Source organism: Acinetobacter sp. BD54 (assembly GCF_044778325.1).
Lineage (GTDB): Bacteria > Pseudomonadota > Gammaproteobacteria > Pseudomonadales > Moraxellaceae > Acinetobacter > Acinetobacter baumannii.
In genome coordinates this window covers 156,850-178,103 of sequence record NZ_JANJEP010000003.1, presented here as the reverse complement: position 1 = coordinate 178,103, position 21,254 = coordinate 156,850, and the positions used below count along the sequence as shown (strand labels likewise).

The 21,254-nt window shown below is 40.5% G+C and carries 16 protein-coding genes; 15 read left to right on the top strand and 1 reads right to left on the bottom strand.

The window, feature by feature from the left end; all coding sequences use genetic code 11:
* Positions 1-7 precede the first annotated feature (7 nt).
* Positions 8-2,563 carry a penicillin-binding protein PBP1a gene (ponA, locus tag NQ782_RS06060; protein ID WP_057094660.1) on the bottom strand — a complete coding sequence of 852 codons (2,556 nt, stop codon included), beginning with the start codon at positions 2,561-2,563 and terminating at the stop codon, positions 8-10.
* A 161-nt stretch (positions 2,564-2,724) separates the two neighbouring features.
* On the opposite strand from ponA, the gene NQ782_RS06055 reads away from it, so the two are divergent.
* From NQ782_RS06055 to NQ782_RS05985, 15 genes are all read left to right on the top strand, one after another.
* Entirely contained in the window at positions 2,725-3,783 is a 1,059-nt protein-coding gene (locus tag NQ782_RS06055) for a pilus assembly protein PilM (RefSeq protein ID WP_002014066.1), read from the top strand.
* Positions 3,783-4,424 (top strand): PilN domain-containing protein, encoded by a 642-nt coding sequence (locus NQ782_RS06050; protein WP_000201223.1) that lies wholly within the window; start codon positions 3,783-3,785, stop codon positions 4,422-4,424. Before NQ782_RS06055 ends, NQ782_RS06050 begins: the two co-directional genes overlap by 1 nt.
* A complete protein-coding gene (locus NQ782_RS06045) occupies positions 4,421-5,161 on the top strand; it encodes a type 4a pilus biogenesis protein PilO (protein ID WP_000076101.1) in 741 nt (246 codons plus the stop codon). Before NQ782_RS06050 ends, NQ782_RS06045 begins: the two co-directional genes overlap by 4 nt.
* Positions 5,162-5,171: 10 nt before the next feature.
* Positions 5,172-5,699 carry a pilus assembly protein PilP gene (locus NQ782_RS06040; protein WP_000695065.1) on the top strand — a complete coding sequence of 176 codons (528 nt, stop codon included), beginning with the start codon at positions 5,172-5,174 and terminating at the stop codon, positions 5,697-5,699.
* 67 nt (positions 5,700-5,766) lie between these two features.
* Positions 5,767-7,932 (top strand): type IV pilus secretin PilQ family protein, encoded by a 2,166-nt coding sequence (pilQ, locus tag NQ782_RS06035; RefSeq protein ID WP_001017033.1) that lies wholly within the window; start codon positions 5,767-5,769, stop codon positions 7,930-7,932.
* 11 nt (positions 7,933-7,943) lie between these two features.
* Complete coding sequence (aroK, locus tag NQ782_RS06030) at positions 7,944-8,513, top strand: shikimate kinase AroK (protein ID WP_000643712.1); 570 nt, start codon at positions 7,944-7,946, stop codon at positions 8,511-8,513.
* Positions 8,514-8,541: 28 nt separating this feature from the next.
* Complete coding sequence (aroB, locus tag NQ782_RS06025; protein WP_057094658.1) at positions 8,542-9,624, top strand: 3-dehydroquinate synthase; 1,083 nt, start codon at positions 8,542-8,544, stop codon at positions 9,622-9,624.
* 15 nt (positions 9,625-9,639) lie between these two features.
* Positions 9,640-10,515: a hypothetical protein gene (locus tag NQ782_RS06020; protein WP_004745382.1), complete on the top strand. Its 876-nt coding sequence runs from the start codon at positions 9,640-9,642 to the stop codon at positions 10,513-10,515.
* Positions 10,516-10,976: 461 nt separating this feature from the next.
* A complete protein-coding gene (gene gltB, locus NQ782_RS06015) occupies positions 10,977-15,452 on the top strand; it encodes a glutamate synthase large subunit (protein ID WP_001139945.1) in 4,476 nt (1,491 codons plus the stop codon).
* Between the two features lie 69 nt (positions 15,453-15,521).
* Positions 15,522-16,943, top strand: a complete 1,422-nt coding sequence (locus tag NQ782_RS06010) for an FAD-dependent oxidoreductase (protein WP_000840834.1) — start codon at positions 15,522-15,524, stop codon at positions 16,941-16,943.
* 174 nt (positions 16,944-17,117) lie between these two features.
* The gene (locus tag NQ782_RS06005) at positions 17,118-18,005 is read left to right on the top strand and encodes a metal-dependent hydrolase (RefSeq protein ID WP_001017328.1); all 888 of its coding nucleotides are present in this window, start codon (positions 17,118-17,120) and stop codon (positions 18,003-18,005) included.
* Positions 18,006-18,135: 130 nt separating this feature from the next.
* Entirely contained in the window at positions 18,136-18,726 is a 591-nt protein-coding gene (locus tag NQ782_RS06000) for a LemA family protein (RefSeq protein ID WP_000846931.1), read from the top strand.
* Between the two features lie 21 nt (positions 18,727-18,747).
* Positions 18,748-19,830, top strand: a complete 1,083-nt coding sequence (locus tag NQ782_RS05995) for a YgcG family protein (RefSeq protein WP_001246384.1) — start codon at positions 18,748-18,750, stop codon at positions 19,828-19,830.
* Positions 19,824-20,384: a TPM domain-containing protein gene (locus NQ782_RS05990; protein WP_000258950.1), complete on the top strand. Its 561-nt coding sequence runs from the start codon at positions 19,824-19,826 to the stop codon at positions 20,382-20,384. Before NQ782_RS05995 ends, NQ782_RS05990 begins: the two co-directional genes overlap by 7 nt.
* Before the next feature lie 341 nt (positions 20,385-20,725).
* Positions 20,726-21,211 carry a pilin gene (locus NQ782_RS05985; RefSeq protein ID WP_000993726.1) on the top strand — a complete coding sequence of 162 codons (486 nt, stop codon included), beginning with the start codon at positions 20,726-20,728 and terminating at the stop codon, positions 21,209-21,211.
* Positions 21,212-21,254 lie beyond the last annotated feature (43 nt).

Here is a 21,254-nt window from a genome sequence, read left to right as displayed (position 1 = left end):
TTTATTTTTATTCAATTTGATTAATCAAGTTTTCTAATTCATCTTTTTCACGCTTCGGCGCTGCCCCTTGCGAAGGTTTCATTGCTGGAGGTGTTGTCTTGGAAGGAATCACAATTTCCTCACCCGGTAAGTCATCGAAGTCATTATTGGTGGTTTTAGGTTGTGGTGGTGCAGGACGATAGAGTGGGCGTGCTAATGGAGGGGCAGCACGATAGGTTTTCTTATCGCCTACTTCATTTGTGACTTCTTGCTTATCGCGAGAAATAGGTGCCTGAGCATCTTTTTCTAAACGAACCCAAGCGGCTGGTGTACCTTGCAATGCTTGACCCATAAAGTTAATCCAGATTGGTAGTGCAGCAATACCACCATACTCACGGCGACCAAGTGTAGTCGGCTGGTCAAAACCAACCCATGTTACAGTTACTAACTTGCCATTAAAACCTGCAAACCATGCATCTTTTGCATCGTTAGTCGTACCTGTTTTACCTCCTAAATCACTACGGCCAATTTTAAGTGCAGCACGACCTGTACCATGCTCAATTACGTCACGTAAGATATTTGCCATGTCATAAGCAGAGCTTGATTTTAAAATGCGCTGAGCTTGACGATATTGACTGTTATTTTTGTCCGTCTGTTTAAGGTTAAGTTGTTTGGTTGCCTTTTCTTTCTGCTCTAGCTCTTTATTTGTGACTTCAACAACTTGATCATCTGGAGTAGTTACCTGTGCATCGTCAATTGTCTCAGGAGCATTAATACATGGAATACATGCATATTCTGGCTTGGCTTCGTAAATGACTTTACCGTATGCATCTTCAATACGCTGAATAAAATGCGGTTGAACGCGGTAACCACCGTTTGCAAATGTTGCATAACCAGTTGCCATTTGAATTGGTAATACTTGAGGCGTACCTAAAGCAATGGTGTAGTTACGTGGAATTTGATCCTCTTGTAAACCAAAATCCATGAATAATTGGCGAGTACGTTCAATTCCTACAGTTTGTAAGAGTCTTACTGAAACCGTATTACGAGACAAATACAAAGCACGACGTAATGGGATCATGCCTAGGTAGCGACCATCAGAGTTTTTCGGTGTCCACTTGCCAATCGTAATAGGGCTATCATTCACCATACTATAAGGTGTCATGCCACGTTCTAATGCTAAAGCATAGAGGAATGGTTTGATGGTAGAACCTGGCTGACGCCAGCCTTGTAAAGCACGGTTAAATTTTGATTGATAGAAATTATAACCACCTACAATTGCTTCAATTGAGCCATCGTTTGGGTTAATTGCAATGAGCTGACCTTGAACTTTTGGTACTTGAACTAGTGACCACGCAGTTTTAGCTTCATTTGGGCGTAAACGAACAATATCTTTAACTTTAACAATTTGAGATGCACGAGAAGGCGCTGCACCTACGCTATTCGCATTGCGATAGGGACGGGCCCATGACATGCCGGACCATTGCACGGTTACTGTTGAGCCATCTTGCATTAATGCTTCAAAAGAGCTGCTATTTACCTTGGTGACTTGCGCCGGATAAGTGTTGGCATATGCTCTAAATTCGCTTAATGGCTTATCATGTGCTTCTGCACCACGCCAGCCATGACGACGGTCATAAGCTTCAAGACCGTCCTGCACAGCTTTTTCTGCAATCGCTTGGCGTTTCGCATTAATTGTTGTGTAGACTTTATAACCAGAATCAATTGCTTGTTCACCAAAATGTTTTACAAGCTCTGAGCGGACCATTTCACCTGCGTAGGGGTGAATATTATTTAGGTCACGGTTGGGCATATTCAAATTGATTGGCTCTGCAACGGCCTTTTGATATTCCGTTTGAGAGATATAACCAAGTTGAAGCATTCGGCCTAAAATCCAGTTGCGACGTTCAAGTGCACGCTCAGGGTTAACAACTGGATTATATTTAGATGGTGCTTTAGGCAAGCCGGCAATCATGGCCATTTGGGCAATGCTGAGCTCATTAATGCTTTTGTTGTAGTAAATCTTTGCAGCCGCTGCGATACCGTAAGCATTTTTACCTAAGAAAATCTTATTTACATAGAGGCTTAAGATGTCTTCTTTAGATAAGTTTTGCTCAATTTTTCTAGCCAAAAAGATTTCTGTTAGTTTGCGTTTTAATGTTCTTTCTGGACTTAAATAATAGTTCTTTGCGACTTGCATCGTGATGGTTGAACCACCAGTTTGTACATCAGAACCCGTAACACTTTCACTCAAAGCACGGCCTAAACCTTTAAAACTAATGCCGCTATGTTCAAAGAAAGAAGAATCTTCTGCTGCCAGGAATGCATGAATAAAATTAGGAGGAATTTGTTTGTATTCAACCGGAATAGAAAGTTTACCACCGTATTCAGCAATGAGTTGATTGTCGGCTGTATAGACTTGCAATGGTTTTAAAAGCGGTGCTTTTTTTAGTGAACTCATTTCCGGAAGCGTTGGGGCAATATAGAGATACATGCCATAGAATCCCATCGGAAGTGAGACTAAGATAATAATAATGATCAAAAAAATTGGACGTACGAAGCCCAAACTGGATAGCTTTTTCATGATAAGTAAGCTTTAATAAGATCGAATACAAACTAATTGTGGTCAGTATAGCCTTTAGACATGCGGATTGTTAGATGAGATATTGTATCCGTGTAAAAATAAAGACCGAGATTATTGGTTTGTAATTTTTTTTGGGGATAAAAAAATAATAGGACAATAGTGTGCTCAGGTTATATCGTAAACCTAATAAGGGGTTAATGGGTGTCGATATTAGTTCGACTTCTGTTAAGTTGTTAGAGCTCTCTGTCAAGAACGGTAAATATTGGGTAGAAAGCTATGCTTTGATGCCTTTACCCGAAAACAGTGTAGTTGAAAAAAATATCTTAAATCCAGAAGCAGTTGCAGAGGCTTTGGAACGGGCGATGAATTTAGCAAATCCCCAAACCACTCATGCTGCAATTGCTGTTCCGACATCGACGGTTATTCATAAAACTATCGAAATGGATGCAGATATGAGCGATGACGAACGCGAAGTTCAGATTCGTGTAGATGCGGAGCAGTATATACCGTTCCCTTTAGATGAGGTGAGCCTTGATTTTGAGGTTTTGCCGGATCGTCTTGCGAATCCAAATCGTGTAAATGTGCTCTTGGTCGCCACAAGAACAGAAAACGTTGAAACACGCGTTGAAGTGCTTGAATTGGCAGATTTAAATCCTAAATTGGCTGATGTCGAAAGTTACGCGGTTGAGCGCGCTTTTAGCGTGTTTGCTGATAGCTTACCGATGGGTGCAAATACCATAGGGATTTTAGATATCGGTCATACCATGACGACATTATCTGTCATGCAAAATGGCAAGATTATTTATACACGAGAGCAGGTTTTCGGCGGAAAACAACTTACGCTTGAAATTCAAAGTCGTTATGGTTTGTCTTTAGAAGAAGCAAGCCGAGCAAAAAAAGATCGCTCTTTACCAGATGATTATGAAATTGAAGTGCTAGACCCATTTCTAGATGCGGTAGTTCAGCAGGCGGCCCGTTCACTACAATTTTTCTTTTCTTCATCCCAATTTAACGAAATAGACCATATTTTGCTCGCTGGTGGAAATGCGAATATTCCAGGCCTTGCTAAGCTTTTGCAGCAAAAATTGGGCTACCGTGTCACGATTGCCAACCCGTTTTTACAAATGGGCTTTTCTCCTCAAGTCGATGTTCAAAAAATTGAAAATGATGCTTCATCTTTAATGGTGGCATGTGGCTTGGCTTTAAGGAGTTTTGATTAATGGCAACAATTAATTTACTGCCTTGGCGCGAAGAGCTGAGGGAGCAACGAAAAAAACAATTCATAACGTTATGTTTTGGGGTGGTTGTTTTGGGGATTACAACCGTATTTGGGGGATGGTTTTATTTTGACCATAAATTAGATGATCAAGAGCAAGCGAATCAGCTCATTATGAGCACAAATCAGAACCTTGATCAGCAATTAAAAACATTAAACGGCTTACAGGAACAGCGTGATGCCATTATTGAACGCATGAAGTTGATCCAAGGTTTGCAGAGTCAACGTCCAGTAGTGGTAAGACTTGTTGATGAGTTAGTTCGAGTCACACCACCAGCTATGTATTTAACGAAATTTAGCCGAACCGGAGATAAGTTTACGATTGAAGGTAAAGCTGAGAGTCCAAATACAGTAGCCGAACTACTCCGTAATCTTGAAGCATCTCCTTGGTATCGTAATGCTTTTATGAACTCTTTCTTGGCTAATGAAGAGAAAAAAGATAAGGCTGCAAGTTCTCTTCTTCCTAGGGTGGAAGACCACTATGGTAGTTTTGTTGTGACTGTCGATTTGGGGGAAATGGGCGTGGCCACAACGGATGATTCTGCTAAGCCATCTACAGGTGAAAGTGTGGGGGCTGCTAAATGAGTCAAGACGAACTTCAAGAATTGTCATTAGAACAATTATCTGCAAAGAAAAAGAAATTTAATCTCGATAAATTCCTTCAGCAATTTAATACGCTGGATATGAACAACTACGGTAGTTGGCCAATATCTGTAAAAATTACGTGTTGGATTTTTATTTTCTTTGCTGTGTTAGCTTTGGGGTATTTCATTGTTATTCAACCGAAATTACAAGCTATTGATAATGCTCAAGCTCAGGAAAGCAATTTATTAAACGAATTTCGTGAAAAAGACTCGAAATTACGTAACCTGCAACAGTATCAGGTGCAACTTCAAGAGATGCAGGCAAATTTCAACCAGCAACTAGAGCAGTTACCAAAAGAAACTGAGATTCCGAGTTTAGTTGAAGATATCAACTTAACAGGAGTGAACTCTGGATTGAAATTTAAAAATATTCGCTTGGAAGATGAAGTAAAGCAGGAAATTTTTATTGAGCAACCAATTGCCATAGAAGCGACCGGGGACTATCACGCATTTGGAGCTTTTGTAAGTAGCATCGCTGCTTTGCCTCGTATTGTAACCATGCACGATTTTACTGTTGATGTATCGCCAGCTAAAGATAACAAGTCTGATATTCCTGTGCTGAACTATTCCATTAAAGCAAAAACATACCGATACGTAGGGGCAACAGATACATCGGAGCAAACAGGCAAAGCTCCAGCAGCATCTGCTTCAACGAACACTACTGTTCAGCCGAAATAGGAGAGTTATGATGAAAATTAAGCAAATTACTCTTTATGTTTTGGCGTGTGCTGTGCTTGTCGGTTGTGATTCAAGAATTGATGCAGTAAATCAGGAAATGGCCAATATTCGTAATCAGCCGCCACTCCCTATTGAACCAGCACCGATTTTTACTCCTGTACCACAATTTAATTACGCTGCTCATCAATTAAAAAGCCCATTTATGCCAAGTTCTCTAGCTGCCGAGCTCAAGATTATGGCGGGGAAACGGGTTTATCCGAATTTCTCACGTGCGCCGCAACCACTCGAAAGTTATGCACTTGAAGCTTTAAATATGAAAGGGAGCATGCGTAATAATCGAGGGCAGATATTGGCCCTGATCCAGACACCGGATCAGCAGATTGAACGGGTACAAGTGGGTAACTATATGGGCATGAATCAGGGCCGTATTACCCATATTAGTCCAACCCAGATTGATCTGGTTGAAATCGTACCAGATGGTCGAGAAGGCTATGTCGAAAGACCAAGAACATTGGTCTTGATTGGGCCTGCACCCTAAAATTTAGGGAATAACAACGAAAAAATATTTTTAAAGATTATTTAATTTAATTGGGGATGGTCAGACAATGAATCACGTATTCCGTCAGTTTTCTATGGGGGCTGTAGCTATTGCGATTATGCAGGCTGCATCTGCACAGGTCAGCATGACCAACATTGTACCAATGCAAATTGCAGGTCAGGGCACAGAAATTAGAGTCATGTTTAATGGCTTGCCACCACAACCACAAGCTTACCAACTTGAAAATCCTTCACGTTTAATCCTTGATTTTGATAAGGCACAGCAAGGTTTAAAACAGTCTAAAATTAGTGTTGCAACTAATGAGGCAAGTTCTGTAGATGTTACTTCAGATGACCAGCGCTCACGTTTAACTGTAAACCTAAAAGATGCTGGAGCATTTACAACACGAGTCGAAGGCAATACTTTCATTTTAAAAATTAATTCTGCTCAAACAAGTAATAAGCCGCTACCTGTGGTCTCAGCACAACCACAGGGAGTTTCAAATATTGGCTTTCAGCGTGGTAGTCAGGGAGAAGGCCTGGTTGTTGTAGATCTTTTAGGAAGTAATACGCCTGTAGATGTTCAGCAGCAGGGTAGTAAAGTCGTTATAAGAACAATAGGTACAAAAATCCCGACACATTTAGCGCGTCGCTTAAATGTAAATGATTTTGCAACCCCGGTTTCAAGTATCGATGCTTATAATGATAAAGGGGTTGGTGTAATAACTATCCAGTCCTCTGGTAGCTATGAATATATGGCCTATCAGGCGGAGAATAAGCTCACGATCAGTTTGAAACGTCCCCAAGATAAAAATGTTACCTCTTTATATAAAACGCCAAATTATTCAGGAAATAAACTTTCATTAGACTTCCAAGATATTGAAGTACGCCGTGTGTTGCAATTACTTGCTGATTTTACAGGCATCAATATGGTAGCTGCCGATAGTGTACAAGGTAATATCACACTACGTTTAAAAGATGTACCTTGGGATCAGGCTCTTGATATTATTTTAAAAACTAAAAATCTTGATAAACGCCGTAATGGCAATGTGATTTGGATTGCTCCAGTTGCAGAATTGATTAAAGCGGAAGAAGAAGAAGCGAAAGCTGTTGCACAAAGTGTCAAACTTGCACCCTTACAGACTGAGTATATTCAACTGAAGTATGCTAAAGCTGGCGATATTATGGGTCTCATTACACAAGGCTCAAATAATAGTAATGGCTTACAGCATACTTCTGGTGGAGGGACCTCAACTTCAACCAATTTAAATACTGGAGTTGATAGTCTAGGCAATAATGTGGGGAGTTTGCTTAGCCCACGTGGCACTATTACTCAAGATGATCGAACCAATACTCTTATTATTAATGATACTGCTCAGTCAATTGATCAAATTCGTAAAATGATTGACTTGCTTGATGTGCAAGTTAAACAGGTTATGGTTGAGGCACGTATTGTCAGAGCCTCTACGTCATTTACCAAAGAACTTGGTGTGAAGTGGGGCATTCTGTCGCAAGGTATTACCAATAACAACAATTTGCTGGTTGGCGGTAGTGAAACAACTTTATGGAATTTACGCGAACCTAAAAAAGATGAAACTACAGGTGGGTATAAATATACGATTGAGCGCCCGGATAACTTAAATGTGGATTTGGGGGTTTCTAATCCTGCAGGAAGTATTGCTTTTGGCTTGATTAGTATGTCTGACTTTATGTTAGATCTTGAATTGTCTGCTTTACAAGCGGATGGTTATGGTGAGGTTATTTCTACCCCTAAAGTCATGACTGCCGATAAACAAACAGCAAAAGTTGCAACTGGTCAACAAGTTCCATATCAATCTACAACTAACTCTGCAGCAGGTTCAACTGCTACAACATCTTTTAAAGATGCTTTGCTGAGTTTAAATGTGACACCAAGTATTACACCTGATGGCAAGATTCAAATGAAGTTGGATATTTCTAAGGATTCTGTAGCGGGTGCGGCTCCAAATGGAGAGTTGATTTTAAATAAAAATAATATCAACACCAATGTATTGGTAGATAATGGCGAAACTGTCATTTTGGGTGGTGTTTTTGAGCAAACAACTATGAATTCACAAACCAAAGTTCCTTTCTTTGGTGATATTCCTGTTGTTGGGCGTTTATTTAGAAAAGATGTAAAGTCTGATGATAAACAAGAGTTGCTGATTTTCGTTACACCACGAATTGTTAATGACACTTTAGCGAGAAATCATTAATATATTTTTTAATGAAAGCAATTGAAATAGGTGGCGCCTTGCCAAGCAAAGCGTTTGAAACCCTACCAAATATTTATTTGGTAGGGCCCATGGGGGCAGGAAAAACAACCGTTGGACGTCATTTAGCAGAACTATTAGGGCGTGAATTTTTAGATAGTGATCATGAAATTGAGCGCAAGACAGGGGCCACTATTCCCTGGATTTTTGAAAAAGAAGGAGAAGTCGGCTTCCGTACGCGTGAAACTGTCGTTTTAAATGAGCTTACTTCACGTAAGGCATTAGTGCTTGCCACAGGTGGCGGTGCTATTACTCAGGCGCCTAATCGGGAGTTTTTAAAGCAACGTGGAATCGTTGTTTATCTATATACTCCTGTCGAATTACAACTACAAAGAACCTATCGCGATAAAAATAGACCTTTATTACAAGTTGAAAATCCTGAACAAAAATTGCGGGATTTATTAAAGATCAGAGATCCTCTGTATCGTGAAGTTGCACACTATACGATTGAAACGAATCAAGGTGCTGCACGTGATCTTGCCCAAAAGATTTTGCAACTTATTCTATCGAACAAGTTAAAATAGACGAACTGACTAGTGGTTTTATAAATTCATGCAAACTTTACATGTTGAATTAGGCGAACGCCGTTATCCTATTTTCATTGGTAGCCAACTTGACCCGAAACAATTACTAGAGCCTTATATTCATGGTCAACAGGTCATGATTGTGAGTAATGTTACGGTTGCGCCTTTATATTTAAGCCACTATCAGGAAGCTTTGGAAAGTCTAGGTAAAACGGTTGCGACCTGTATTTTACCTGATGGCGAAAAGTATAAAGATATTCAGCATTTAAACTTAATTTTTGATGCATTGCTTGAAGCTGGTTTTAACCGCGATTGTACGGTTTTAGCTTTAGGTGGTGGCGTCATTGGTGATATGGCTGGTTTTGCTTCTGCTTGTTTCCAACGTGGCGTTTACTTTGTACAGGTTCCTACGACCTTACTTTCACAAGTAGACTCAAGTGTTGGTGGAAAAACAGGAATTAATCATCCGCTTGGCAAGAATATGTTAGGTGCTTTTCAGCAACCACAAGTTGTTTTAGCTGACATGGCACAATTGAATACATTGCCAGAACGTGAGCTTTCGGCCGGTTTAGCCGAAGTAATTAAATATGCACTTTTGGGTGATGAAGATTTCCTGGTTTGGCTTGAAGAAAATATGGATGGCCTAGTTGCAAGAGATGCTGACCTTTTAGCAGAGGCTGTTTATCGTTCATGTGCACACAAAGCCCGTATTGTTGCCAATGATGAGAAAGAGCAAGGTGAACGTGCTTTACTTAACTTAGGTCATACTTTTGGCCATGCGATTGAGTCGTATCTAGGTTATGGAACTTGGTTGCATGGTGAAGCTGTCGCAACTGGAATGGTTATGGCGGCGGATTTATCACAACGTTTGGGTTGGATCTCAAATGAAGATGTGGCACGTACAAAAAAAATCATTCAACGTGCGAATTTGCCGATATCATGTCCACAAATTCCATTGAATGATTTCCTTGGATATATGGCTCATGACAAAAAAGTTCTTAATGGGCAATTACGTTTGGTGTTGTTAAAACAACTTGGGCAAGCTGTAATTACCAAAGACTTTGATGTTGAACTTATGAAACAAGCTATTTTGGCGAATCAACACGGATAACAAATAAGGTAAAGCATGACTGTATCACGTACACTTTGGCAGAATGTTCAACAATATATCTGGTTGGTTGGTGGTATTGTCTGCTTATTCCTTGCTTTTATTTTTTGGGTCATAACTGATAATAAAAAACTGGTTGAGGTTGAAAAGTCAGCTGATTCCGATGCACCTGTACAAATTCAGCCAGAGAAAGTTGCAACCACTCCTAACTTAGGTGCTTTAGCTGACGAGGTTCGTCCACTGGATTTAACAACGCGAACTGTGGCGTCAGGTGAACATGAGCCTGAGTTTCGTGGCACAAAATTTATTAATGAAAATAAAAAACAATGGACGCTTGAGTTATTCAGAGCTTCTGATGAAGACATCATTAAAAACTTTTTAAAAAGTCGTACTGATCGTAATAAGTTTATTTATTTCCGCTTAAGCGGAGAACAACAAGCAGAACAATATGTGTTGGCTTACGGAACATTCAAACGTTCAGAAGATGCGGTTCAGCAATTAACACAGATTAATTTGCAGTTACCTGATTCGGTTAAACCTCAGCCACAGCAGTTCTCAAGTTATGCCCCACTGGTAAATGATTTGGGGGCAGATGAGATGAAAGGTGGCAATAATCAGTTATATGAAGTTAGATTGCGTCCAGCAGCTTTGCCTAGAATTGATGAATCTTTATTAATGTCAACTCCAGCGAGTGGTACCCTAAACACTCAGCCAAAACCTGCTAGTACTAACTCGGCTACAAAAACTACTATTGTACGTCGTGATGCGGCAGGAAATGTGGTTGATGTACAACAATCGAATTCTAATATTGATCAGCCAAATAAACCTGCACAGACACGGGTTAATGAGAATCAACCCAAAAATGCTACAAATGAGGGCACAAGAGGGAACTAAATCACCTTAAGTTGTGCTCCAAAATAGGGCAAATATAAGGTGTATTAATATTTTTTTGACCAGATGTGGTGCATATTTAGTCATTTTTTAACATGATAACGTGAATAAAATAATTATATTTATAATAAATATAAAGATTTAGGTCTATTTTTCTATTTTGGCACACTTTTTGCTTTATTGTTGTGCTTATTAATGTGCTGCAAACTATTTTAGCCTCTAAGAAGTGAATTCTATGCAGAGTCGTGGGGTCGAACTGCTTTAAAAGAGTGCGAAATAAGTCAAAACATTTTTCTAGCAAAAACCAGTGTACGTAAAAATGGAACAGCGTATATTGGCTTATCCGCCCAAAATTTTTTTTTGCGAAACATTGAGCTAACTATCGTCGATAGGCACTATCGCAAAAAGAAGTTGTTTGTTTGACGCTCGAAAGAGCCTTATTGAAAGAAGGGTACGCTATGCACATGCCATCGCCTAATACTGTAGCTCCCGCTCAAGGTTTATATCAGCCTGATGAGTTTAAGGATAACTGTGGTTTTGGACTGATTGCCCATATGAAGGGTGAATCAAGTCATCATCTAGTAGAAACCGCGATTCACAGTTTAAGTTGCATGACGCACCGTGGTGGTATTGCCGCAGATGGCAAGACGGGAGATGGTTGCGGCTTATTATTGGCGATGCCAAAGCAATTTTTCCGTGATGAAGCAAAAAAACTGAGTGATATTACACTGAGTGAAATTTTTGCTGTGGGTACGGTATTTTTAAATATTGATCCAGCATTAGCACAGCACTCTAAAAATATTTTAACGAAAGAAATTGAGTCAGAAGGTTTACGTGTACTTGCTTGGCGTATCGTTCCAACAAACAACGATGCATTGGGTGAAATCGCGCTTCAATCTTTACCTGCTTTTGAGCAAGTCATTGTGAACTGTCCAATGGGCGTAACTGAGGTTGAATTTAACCGTAAGTTATTCTTGGCGCGTCGCCGTGCGGAACAACAACTCCAAAATGATCCATTATTTTACGTGACTACGCTTTGCTCAACAGTTATTAGCTATAAAGGCTTAATGATGCCTGCGGCGATTGCCGAGTTTTATACAGACTTGGCAGATGAGCGTTTAAAATCACATATCGTGGTATTCCACCAACGTTTCTCTACAAATACATTACCGCGTTGGCCATTAGCTCAGCCATTCCGTTATCTTGCACATAATGGTGAAATCAACACAATTACAGCAAACCGTAACTGGGCATTAGCGCGTACTCCTAAATTTGAAAACCCATTATTACCAGGTTTGACTGAGCTTAACCCGATTGTAAACCGTACAGGTTCGGACTCTTCAAGTTTAGATAATATGCTTGAGATTCTGGTGGGCGGCGGTATGGATTTATTCCGTGCTTTACGTATGCTCGTGCCACCAGCTTGGCAGAACGTTGAAACTTTAGATGCAGACTTGCGTGCATTCTATGAGTTCAACTCTAAACATATGGAAGCTTGGGATGGTCCGGCAGGCCTCGTTATTCAAGATGGTCGTCATGCGATTTGTATGCTTGACCGTAATGGTTTACGTCCTGCGCGTTGGGTTATTACCAAAAATGATTACATTACCTTGGCATCTGAAATTGGTGTTTGGGGCTATGAGCCAGAAGATGTAGTATCAAAAGGTCGTGTAGGTCCTGGTCAAATCTTGGTTGTTGATACCCTTACAGGTAAAGTGCTTGATACTAAAGATGTTAGCAATCACTTGAAAAACATGCGTCCGTACCGTGAGTGGTTGCGTGACCATGCGATTCGCTTAAATGCAAACCCGGAACTTGAAGAACAACTTGTTGATAAAGGTTTAACTGGCGATGCATTAAAAGCGGCTCAAAAAATGTTTATGGTGACATTTGAAGAGCGCGATCAGTTGTTACGTCCAATCGCTGAGAGCGGCCAGGAAGCTGTGGGTTCTATGGGTGACGATACACCAATGGCTGTATTGTCTCGTCAAGTACGTCATGTGACCGATTACTTCCGTCAACAGTTTGCACAGGTGACAAACCCACCAATCGACCCATTACGTGAGTCAATTGTTATGTCACTTGAAACCTGTTTGGGTCGTGAGCAGAACGTATTCGAACAAGGCCCTGAACATGCTGATCGTATCATCATCTCTAGCCCGGTTTTATCAAATTCAAAAATGCAGCAAATTCGTAGCATTGAACGTGCGGGTTATGAGGCGGTTGATATTGATCTGAACTATGCTGAAACCGAAGGTTTACAAGCTGCGATTACTCGTATTTGTGAAGAATCTGCACAAGCGGTTCGTGATGGTAAGACCTTAATTGTTTTAACTGATAAAAACATTCGTCAAGGTTATTTGCCTGCAAATGCTGCGCTTGCGACAGGTGCGGTACACCATCACCTCATAAAAACTGGTTTGCGTACTGATGCAAACATTATGGTTGAAACCGGTTTTGCACGTGATCCACATCAATTTGCGGTGTTACTCGGTTTTGGTGCTACTGCCATTTACCCATACCTTGCATATGATGTAATCAATGATTTGATTGCTAAAGGTGAGCTTTTAGGTGATCCAATCCATGCACAGGCAAACTTCCGTAAAGGTATCGAGAAAGGCTTATTAAAAGTTCTTTCAAAGATGGGTATCTCGACAGTAGCTTCTTACCGTGGTGGTCAGTTATTTGAAGCAGTTGGTTTATCTTCTGAAGTTGTAGATCAATGTTTCTTAGGTGTTCCTAGTCGTATCCAAGGTGCAACATTTGTTGATCTTGAAAATGACCAGAAAAAATTAGCGGCTACAGCTTGGTCTAACCGTAAACCAATTGATCAAGGTGGTTTGCTGAAATTCGTATTTGGTAAAGAATACCACGCGTTTAACCCAGACGTGATTAACTCGCTACATAAGGCAGTTCGTTCTGGCAAATACGAAGACTTTAAAGAATATGCCGAGTTAGTGAATAACCGTCCGATCGCGACTATTCGTGACTTATTTAAGTTAAAAACAACCAATCCAATTCCAGTTGAGCAAGTTGAATCGGTTGAAGCTATCTTACCTCGTTTCGACTCGGCAGGTATGTCATTAGGCGCGCTTTCTCCAGAAGCCCATGAAGCAATTGCAATTGCAATGAATACCATTGGTGGTCGTTCAAACTCTGGTGAGGGTGGTGAAGATCCTGCGCGTTACGGCACAATTCGTAACTCCAAAATCAAGCAAATTGCATCTGGTCGTTTTGGTGTAACACCTGCATATTTAACTTCTGCTGAAGTCTTGCAAATTAAAGTTGCTCAAGGTGCAAAACCGGGTGAAGGTGGTCAGTTGCCAGGTGGTAAAGTGAATGGCTTGATTGCACGTTTACGTTACTCTGTTCCGGGTGTGACACTTATTTCACCTCCACCGCATCATGACATTTACTCAATTGAAGATTTGTCGCAACTGATTTTTGACTTGAAACAAGTTAACCCGAAAGCCATGGTATCTGTGAAGTTAGTATCTGAGCCGGGTGTAGGTACGATTGCTGCAGGTGTTGCTAAAGCATATGCAGACTTTATTACCATTTCAGGTTATGACGGTGGTACTGCTGCGTCTCCGCTTTCATCAATTCACCATGCAGGTTCGCCATGGGAGCTTGGCTTGAGTGAAGCGCATCAGGCACTTCGTGTAAATGACTTGCGTGGCAAAGTACGTGTACAAACTGACGGTGGTTTAAAGACTGGTCTTGATGTTATTAAGGCAGCTATTTTAGGTGCTGAAAGTTTCGGTTTTGGTTCTACACCAATGATCGCATTAGGTTGTAAATACCTACGTATTTGCCACTTAAACAACTGTGCGACTGGTGTTGCAACTCAACAAGATCATTTACGTCAAGAGCACTATATTGGCGAACCACAAATGCTCATTAATTTCTTCCACTTTATTGCAGAAGAAACTCGTGAATGGTTGGCGGCTCTTGGTGTAGCTTCACTTAAAGACTTGATTGGTCGTGTAGATTTACTTGAAGTCTTACCGGGTGAAACAGAGAAACATGCTCATCTTGATTTAAGTGCATTGTTAACTTCTCATCCTGCTGCTGAAGGTAAAGCGCAGTATTGTGAAGTAGAAGGTAATGCACCGTTTGACAAGGGCGTATTGGCTGAAAGAATGGTTGAAGAAATGCTTCCTGCAATTGAGTCAAGCGCTGGTGGTCAATTCAACTTTAATGTCGTGAACTGTGACCGTTCAATTGGTGCACGTGTATCGGGTGAGATTGCTCGTCGCTATGGCAACTTGGGTATGGAAGCACATCCGGTTGTAATGAACCTAACAGGTACTGCTGGTCAGTCACTTGGTGTTTGGAATGCTGGTGGTTTGCACATCCGTCTTGAAGGTGATGCAAATGACTATGTAGGTAAAGGTATGGCTGGTGGTCGTATTTCGATCTTCCCACCAAAAGGTTCACCTTTCCAGACACAAAATACAGCAATTATTGGTAATACTTGTTTGTATGGCGCAACTGGCGGTAAGTTATTTGCGGCAGGTACAGCAGGTGAGCGTTTCGCGGTTCGTAACTCTGGTGCGTTTGCTGTTATTGAAGGTGCAGGTGATCACTGCTGTGAATATATGACTGGTGGTGTTGTGACTGTGCTTGGAAAAGTGGGTCATAACTTCGGTGCAGGTATGACAGGCGGTTTTGCTTACGTGCTTGACCTCGATAATGACTTTGTAGATTACTACAACCACGAGTTAATTGACTTAACCCGTATTTCAACAGAATCTATGGAAGATCATAAAGAATTCTTATTGCGTATTATTGACGAGCACATCAAGGAAACAGGTAGTGCTTGGGCTTACAAAATCCGCAACGAGTTTGACTTCTACAGCCGTAAATTCTGGCTTGTGAAACCAAAAGCTGCTAACTTGCAAACGCTTTTGAAAACAACACAAGCTGACCCACAATAATTCCACGACTGCAAAGACATAGGCAGGTGCGGGCAACAAGGAAATCCGCGCCTACCCACGGAGAGAGACATGGCAGAACGCCTAAATAATGACTTTCAATTTCTGGATGTACCACGTCAAGATCCAGAGAAAAAAGATATTACTGTCCGCAAAGCAGAGTTTGTGGAAATTTATAAGCCTTTTACATCGGAAACTGTAACCAATCAGACGCACCGTTGTTTAGGTTGTGGTAACCCATATTGCGAATGGAAATGTCCTGTACATAACTACATTCCAAACTGGCTAAAACTCATTGCTGAAGGCCAAATTTTCCAGGCTGCTGAGCTTTGCCATCAAACAAATACTTTACCTGAGGTATGTGGTCGCGTATGTCCGCAGGACCGTTTGTGTGAAGGTGCTTGTACCTTAAATGATGGCTTTGGTGCAGTAACCATTGGTAATGCTGAAAAATATATCAATGACACGGCTTTTGCTTTGGGTTGGCGCCCAGATATGTCACATGTGAAGTGGACAGGTAAAAAAGTTGCAATCATTGGTGCGGGCCCAGCAGGCCTAGGCTGTGCCGACATTTTAGCTCGTGGCGGTGTTAAACCGGTGGTATTTGACAAGCGTCCTGAGATTGGTGGCTTACTAACATTTGGTATTCCAGAATTCAAAATGGAAAAAGATGTGATGAAGCGCCGCCGTGAAATTTTCACTGGGATGGGCATTGAATTCCGCTTAAATACTGAAATTGGTAAAGACGTCACGATTGATGAATTACTTGCTGAATATGATGCAGTATTCATGGGGATGGGAACTTATACCTACATGAAAGGTGGTTTCCCTGGTGAAGATCTTGACGGTGTTTATGATGCGCTTGATTTCTTAATCTCTAACGTGAACCGCTGTCAGGGATGGGAAAAGGACCCAAGTGAATACATTAGCATGGATGGTAAGAAAGTTATTGTTCTTGGTGGTGGTGATACCGCAATGGACTGTAACCGTACTTCATTACGTCAAGGTGCCCACGATGTAACATGTGCATACCGCCGTGATGAAAGTAATATGCCGGGTTCTGCACGTGAAGTAAAAAATGCGTATGAAGAAGGCGTAAAGTTCTTATTTAACCGTCAACCAATCGAGATTGTTGGTGAAAATGGCAAAGTGACAGGCGTAAAAGTGGTAACGACACAAATGGGTGAACCAGATAGTCGTGGCCGCCGTAGCCCTGAGCCAATTCCGGGTTCTGAAGAAGTTTTACCTGCTGATGCAGTTTTGCTAGCGTTCGGTTTCCGTCCAAGCCCTGCTGACTGGTTTGGTAGTGTGAATATTAATCTTGATGGTTCTGGTCGTGTTGTTGCACCTGAACAGCAGGAATTTAAATTCCAGACTTCAAACCCAAAAATCTTTGCTGGTGGTGATATGGTACGTGGTTCAGACCTTGTAGTTACAGCAATCTGGGAAGGTCGCCAAGCTGCTGAAGGTATTTTAGATTACCTTGGTGTTTAATCTAAAAAATCATTATTAAAGTTTTTGATAAAGCCTGCGATATGCAGGCTTTATTTTTTTACCATTAGTCAGTTTGATGCTTTTGGCAAATACAATAAGCTTTTTTGCCCTGTTTAGCCCCTTAGTCGCAAGAGATACTCAAAGCTTCCTTCTTCAATACAATAGGTGTTGAATATGAATATCGCAGGTATGACGGCAGAAAAATCATATTTAAATCGTCGAAAAGCGTTGGGTATTACTGTGCGTCGCCTTGAGTTTAATCCTCAAGCTATCAAACGCTATTATTTTGCAAATTCGCCTTTAATGTCTCATTTTTTAACTGCACTCTCTTCAACATTTCCCGTAGGAGAACAGTTTTTTGTAAATAGCGTGCGTAATGTACGTGACAAAGTTTCCAACCCTCAATTGCAGGCACAAATTGCAGCTTTTATTGGGCAAGAAGCAATGCATTCGAAAGCACATGGAGAGTTCAATGAGGCTTGGCGTCGTGATGACTATAATCTGGATCGCTTTCAGAACTGGTTGAATGAGCGTGACAAGTATTTAAGAACAATTTCTCCTAAGCTGCAGCTAGCACTGACATGTGCATTTGAACATTTTACGGCTTTGCTGGGGGGATATATTTTACAGCATCCAGAACTTCTAAAAACTTTGGATCAAGATGCGCTAAAGCTTTGGGTTTGGCATGCTATAGAAGAAATTGAGCATCGTTCAGTTGCATTCGATGTCTATCAACAGGTATATGGTGATGACCGTATTCGTCGTTTACTCATGCGGAGTGTCACTACAGGGTTTGCAAGTCTTGCTTTTTATGGGACAACGCGTTTATTTTGGCAAGATAAATGGAAGAGCTTGCCTAAAATCGGAGGTAACTTATTTGGGCTATATTTGCTTGCTAAAATGCTTATACAGCTAACTCCTGAATATTTTGCTTATTACAAAAAGGACTTCCACCCGAGTCAAAAAGATTATAGTCATATGGTCGATTATTGGAAAAGTTATTTGGCTGATGAATATCAAATGACAAGTTTCCAAGAGGAAAAAAATCCAAGACCAAGCTAATAAAAAACCGGATTTAAAAATCCGTTTTTTTTAAATCTATAAAATAAAAGCAACACAATAATGCCAAAATCGTCATACAATCGGGAAAAGTGGTTAAAAATATAAAGAAAAACTTGAGGATAATGTGACGATGAAAACGTTTAAACAACTTGCTATCGCGACAACACTTGCCAGTACCCTATTATTTTCAGGCTGTGGCTATAATACTTTACAGGTTAAAGATGAAGCTGTAACAGCGGCTTGGTCTGAAGTACAAAACCAATATCAACGTCGTGCCGATCTAGTTCCAAATTTGGTAAATGTTGTAAAAGGTTATGCTAAACATGAAGAACAGGTTTTAACAGAAGTTACCCAAGCACGTGCCAATGTTGCAGGCTTGAAGGTTGATAAAGAAGTATTAGAAGATCCAGCATTACTTGAAAAATATCAACAGGCACAAAGCCAGTTAACTGGGGCATTATCTCGACTTATTGCCGTTTCAGAAAATTACCCAGATTTAAAAGCCAATACCCAATTCCAAGAATTGCAAGTTCAGCTTGAGGGAACAGAAAACCGAATTGCTGTTGCCCGTAATCGTTATATTACAACTGTTCAGGACTATAACGCTTATGTTCGTCAGTTCCCACAAGCAGTAACAGCAAAAGTGATTGGCATGCATCCTAAAGCCAATTTCTCTGCAGAAGCATCTGCTCAGCAGGCTCCAAAAGTTTCTTTTGATTAATTTAAATCAAAGGAGTGCCGCATGAGAAATACTATATTGCTTCAGTCTAAGCAAATTAGGGTATTCGTTATTACCTTAATTGTTCTCTGCTGTGGTGTTCTGTTTCAGAATGCGGCTTGGAGTGAGAATAATATTGCCACTGCTACCGATGAAACGGATACGGTAGTGGCAGGCAAAATTATTCAACAGCAGCAAGCTCAAGCATCTAAGCCTCAAATAAATTCTCAGGCAGCTTCGAGTGTCACACCTCAAACGCAAGTTGCAAATGATATGGCTGATGGTGAATCAATTCGCGGTTTACCAACATTAAATCAACCGGTCATTGATCAAGCTAACGTTTTGAGTGAAACCGAAAAACAACAGCTTAGCCAGAAAATCTTAAATCTGTACCAGCAAGGTAAAGCACAAATAGGTATTGTGATTGTACCAACTACAGGTCAAGAAGATATTTTTGATTATGCTTTGCGAGTAGGTGAAAAATGGCAACTCGGTTCGAGTAAACGAGATAATGGCTTACTTATCGCAGTTGCAATTAATGACCATAGAATACAGATTCTAACTGGATACGGTTTAGAAGGGGTATTACCTGATATTGTTGCAAGTCGAATTATTCGAAATCAAATTACCCCTTATTTTAAACAAGCCCAATATGCTCAAGGACTAAATGCAGGACTTGATGAAATTGGAAGAATTTTAAATTTAGATCCGGAAGTTGCTCAGCAAGCTGCTCAAGATTTAAAAGAACGCCAACATCAAGCTGCCGAAGAACAACAAGCCAAACAAACAACGCTTACAATGGCTTTATTTATTCTTGTTGCTGGGGTTGTGGGATCATTTATTGTCGGTCGACCACTTAGCGCGTCAACAGCAGGAGTTGCGGCAGCGGTAGCTGGTTTCGTAAATGGTGCTGGCATAGTAATGAGTTTACTACTAGGTTTTGGTATTTTCTTTTTACTCATAACTTCAATTGCTCAATTGATTTTACAGGCTATTCTGAGTGGAGCTGGTGGCGGTGGACGCGGAGGAGGCTTTGGCGGTGGTGGCGGAGGCTACGGCGGCGGTGGTGGACGTTTTGGCGGTGGAGGTGCTTCAGGCTCATGGTAACAACATCAGAAACAACCCAAATTATTACTCAGCCAAAAATTGAGGAATCTGTAGAGCCCAGTTTAAAACGTTGGTTTAAGCATTTTTGTTATTTACCAGCAAGTAGCAGATATTTCTCCAAACAAGACAAACAAGTTATTGCTGAGGCTGTACAACAAGCAGAGCATGGACACGTTGGCGAAATACAGGTTGTCATAGAAGGCCATATCCCATGTTCACAAGCGTATAGACAAAATACCCGTTTAAGAGCCCAGCAATTATTTGCAGAACTGGGTGTTTGGGATACAGAGCTCAATAGTGGTGTATTGCTCTATTTAAATTTGTGTGAACGTACAGTAGAAATCATCTTTGATCGTGGGATTAGGAATGCAACTACTGAACAAATATGGCAGCAGATTTGTAAGTCGATTGTAGAGCAGCTTCAACAAAAGCAATATCAGAAAGCTGTAGTTACAGGAGTTCAGCAAATTGGAGAAGTGATGTCACGCTTTTACGATGAAAATATGCCAGATCAATTAAATGAAATAGGTAATGCACCTATTATTATTAATTAAATGATTAACTCAAAAACTTAACTGTTTATAGAATTTTTGCTCAAAAGGTGACTGACAAAAAATGTCACCTATTTGTTTATTTTTATAGAGATTTTTATCACATTCGATATTGAAAAAATGAAATAGGCAATAAATTAATTTTTATCGGTGATTCAGTCCTACTAAATTCCTAGTGACAATTTTTGTCAGTTAATTACAGCTTAAGCTACTAAAATAAGACACAATAAATTGTAAGTTTATGTTTTTTAACAATAATAAAAGTTGGCATGGTTGCTGCAATATATTTGATAGCTGAAAAAGCTTATATAAAAACATACATACAATCTTTGGGGAAAAAGGCTATGAATGCACAAAAAGGTTTTACGTTAATTGAACTCATGATCGTGGTTGCCATTATCGGTATCTTGGCAGCAATTGCGATTCCGCAATATCAAAATTATGTGGGTCGCTCTAATGTAGCAGCAGCTGTCCAAACACTTACATCAAATAAATCTGGTTTAGAAAGTTATGTAATGGAATTTGGTGAATTCCCTGACGGTACTACGGCTCCAGCTGCAGGAGATCCAACAGCGAACCCACCAGTAGCTGCTACTCGAGGTGAGCGACCACAGGATTTAGGTATTGTTAATACAACATTAGGAAGTATTGCTTTAGGTGATAAAAACAATGGAGCTGGCATTATCACTTTAACATTTGCGACAGGCAATCCTGGTATTAAAGGCAAAAAGGTTCAGTTAGCTCGTGATGCAAATGGAACTTGGACATGTGTAACTGATGTTGATGAGAAATTTGCAGCCAAAGCTTGTCCAGTAGGAACACCACAATAAATGTTATAAAAAAGCACCTTAAATAAGGTGCTTTTTTTAGTTA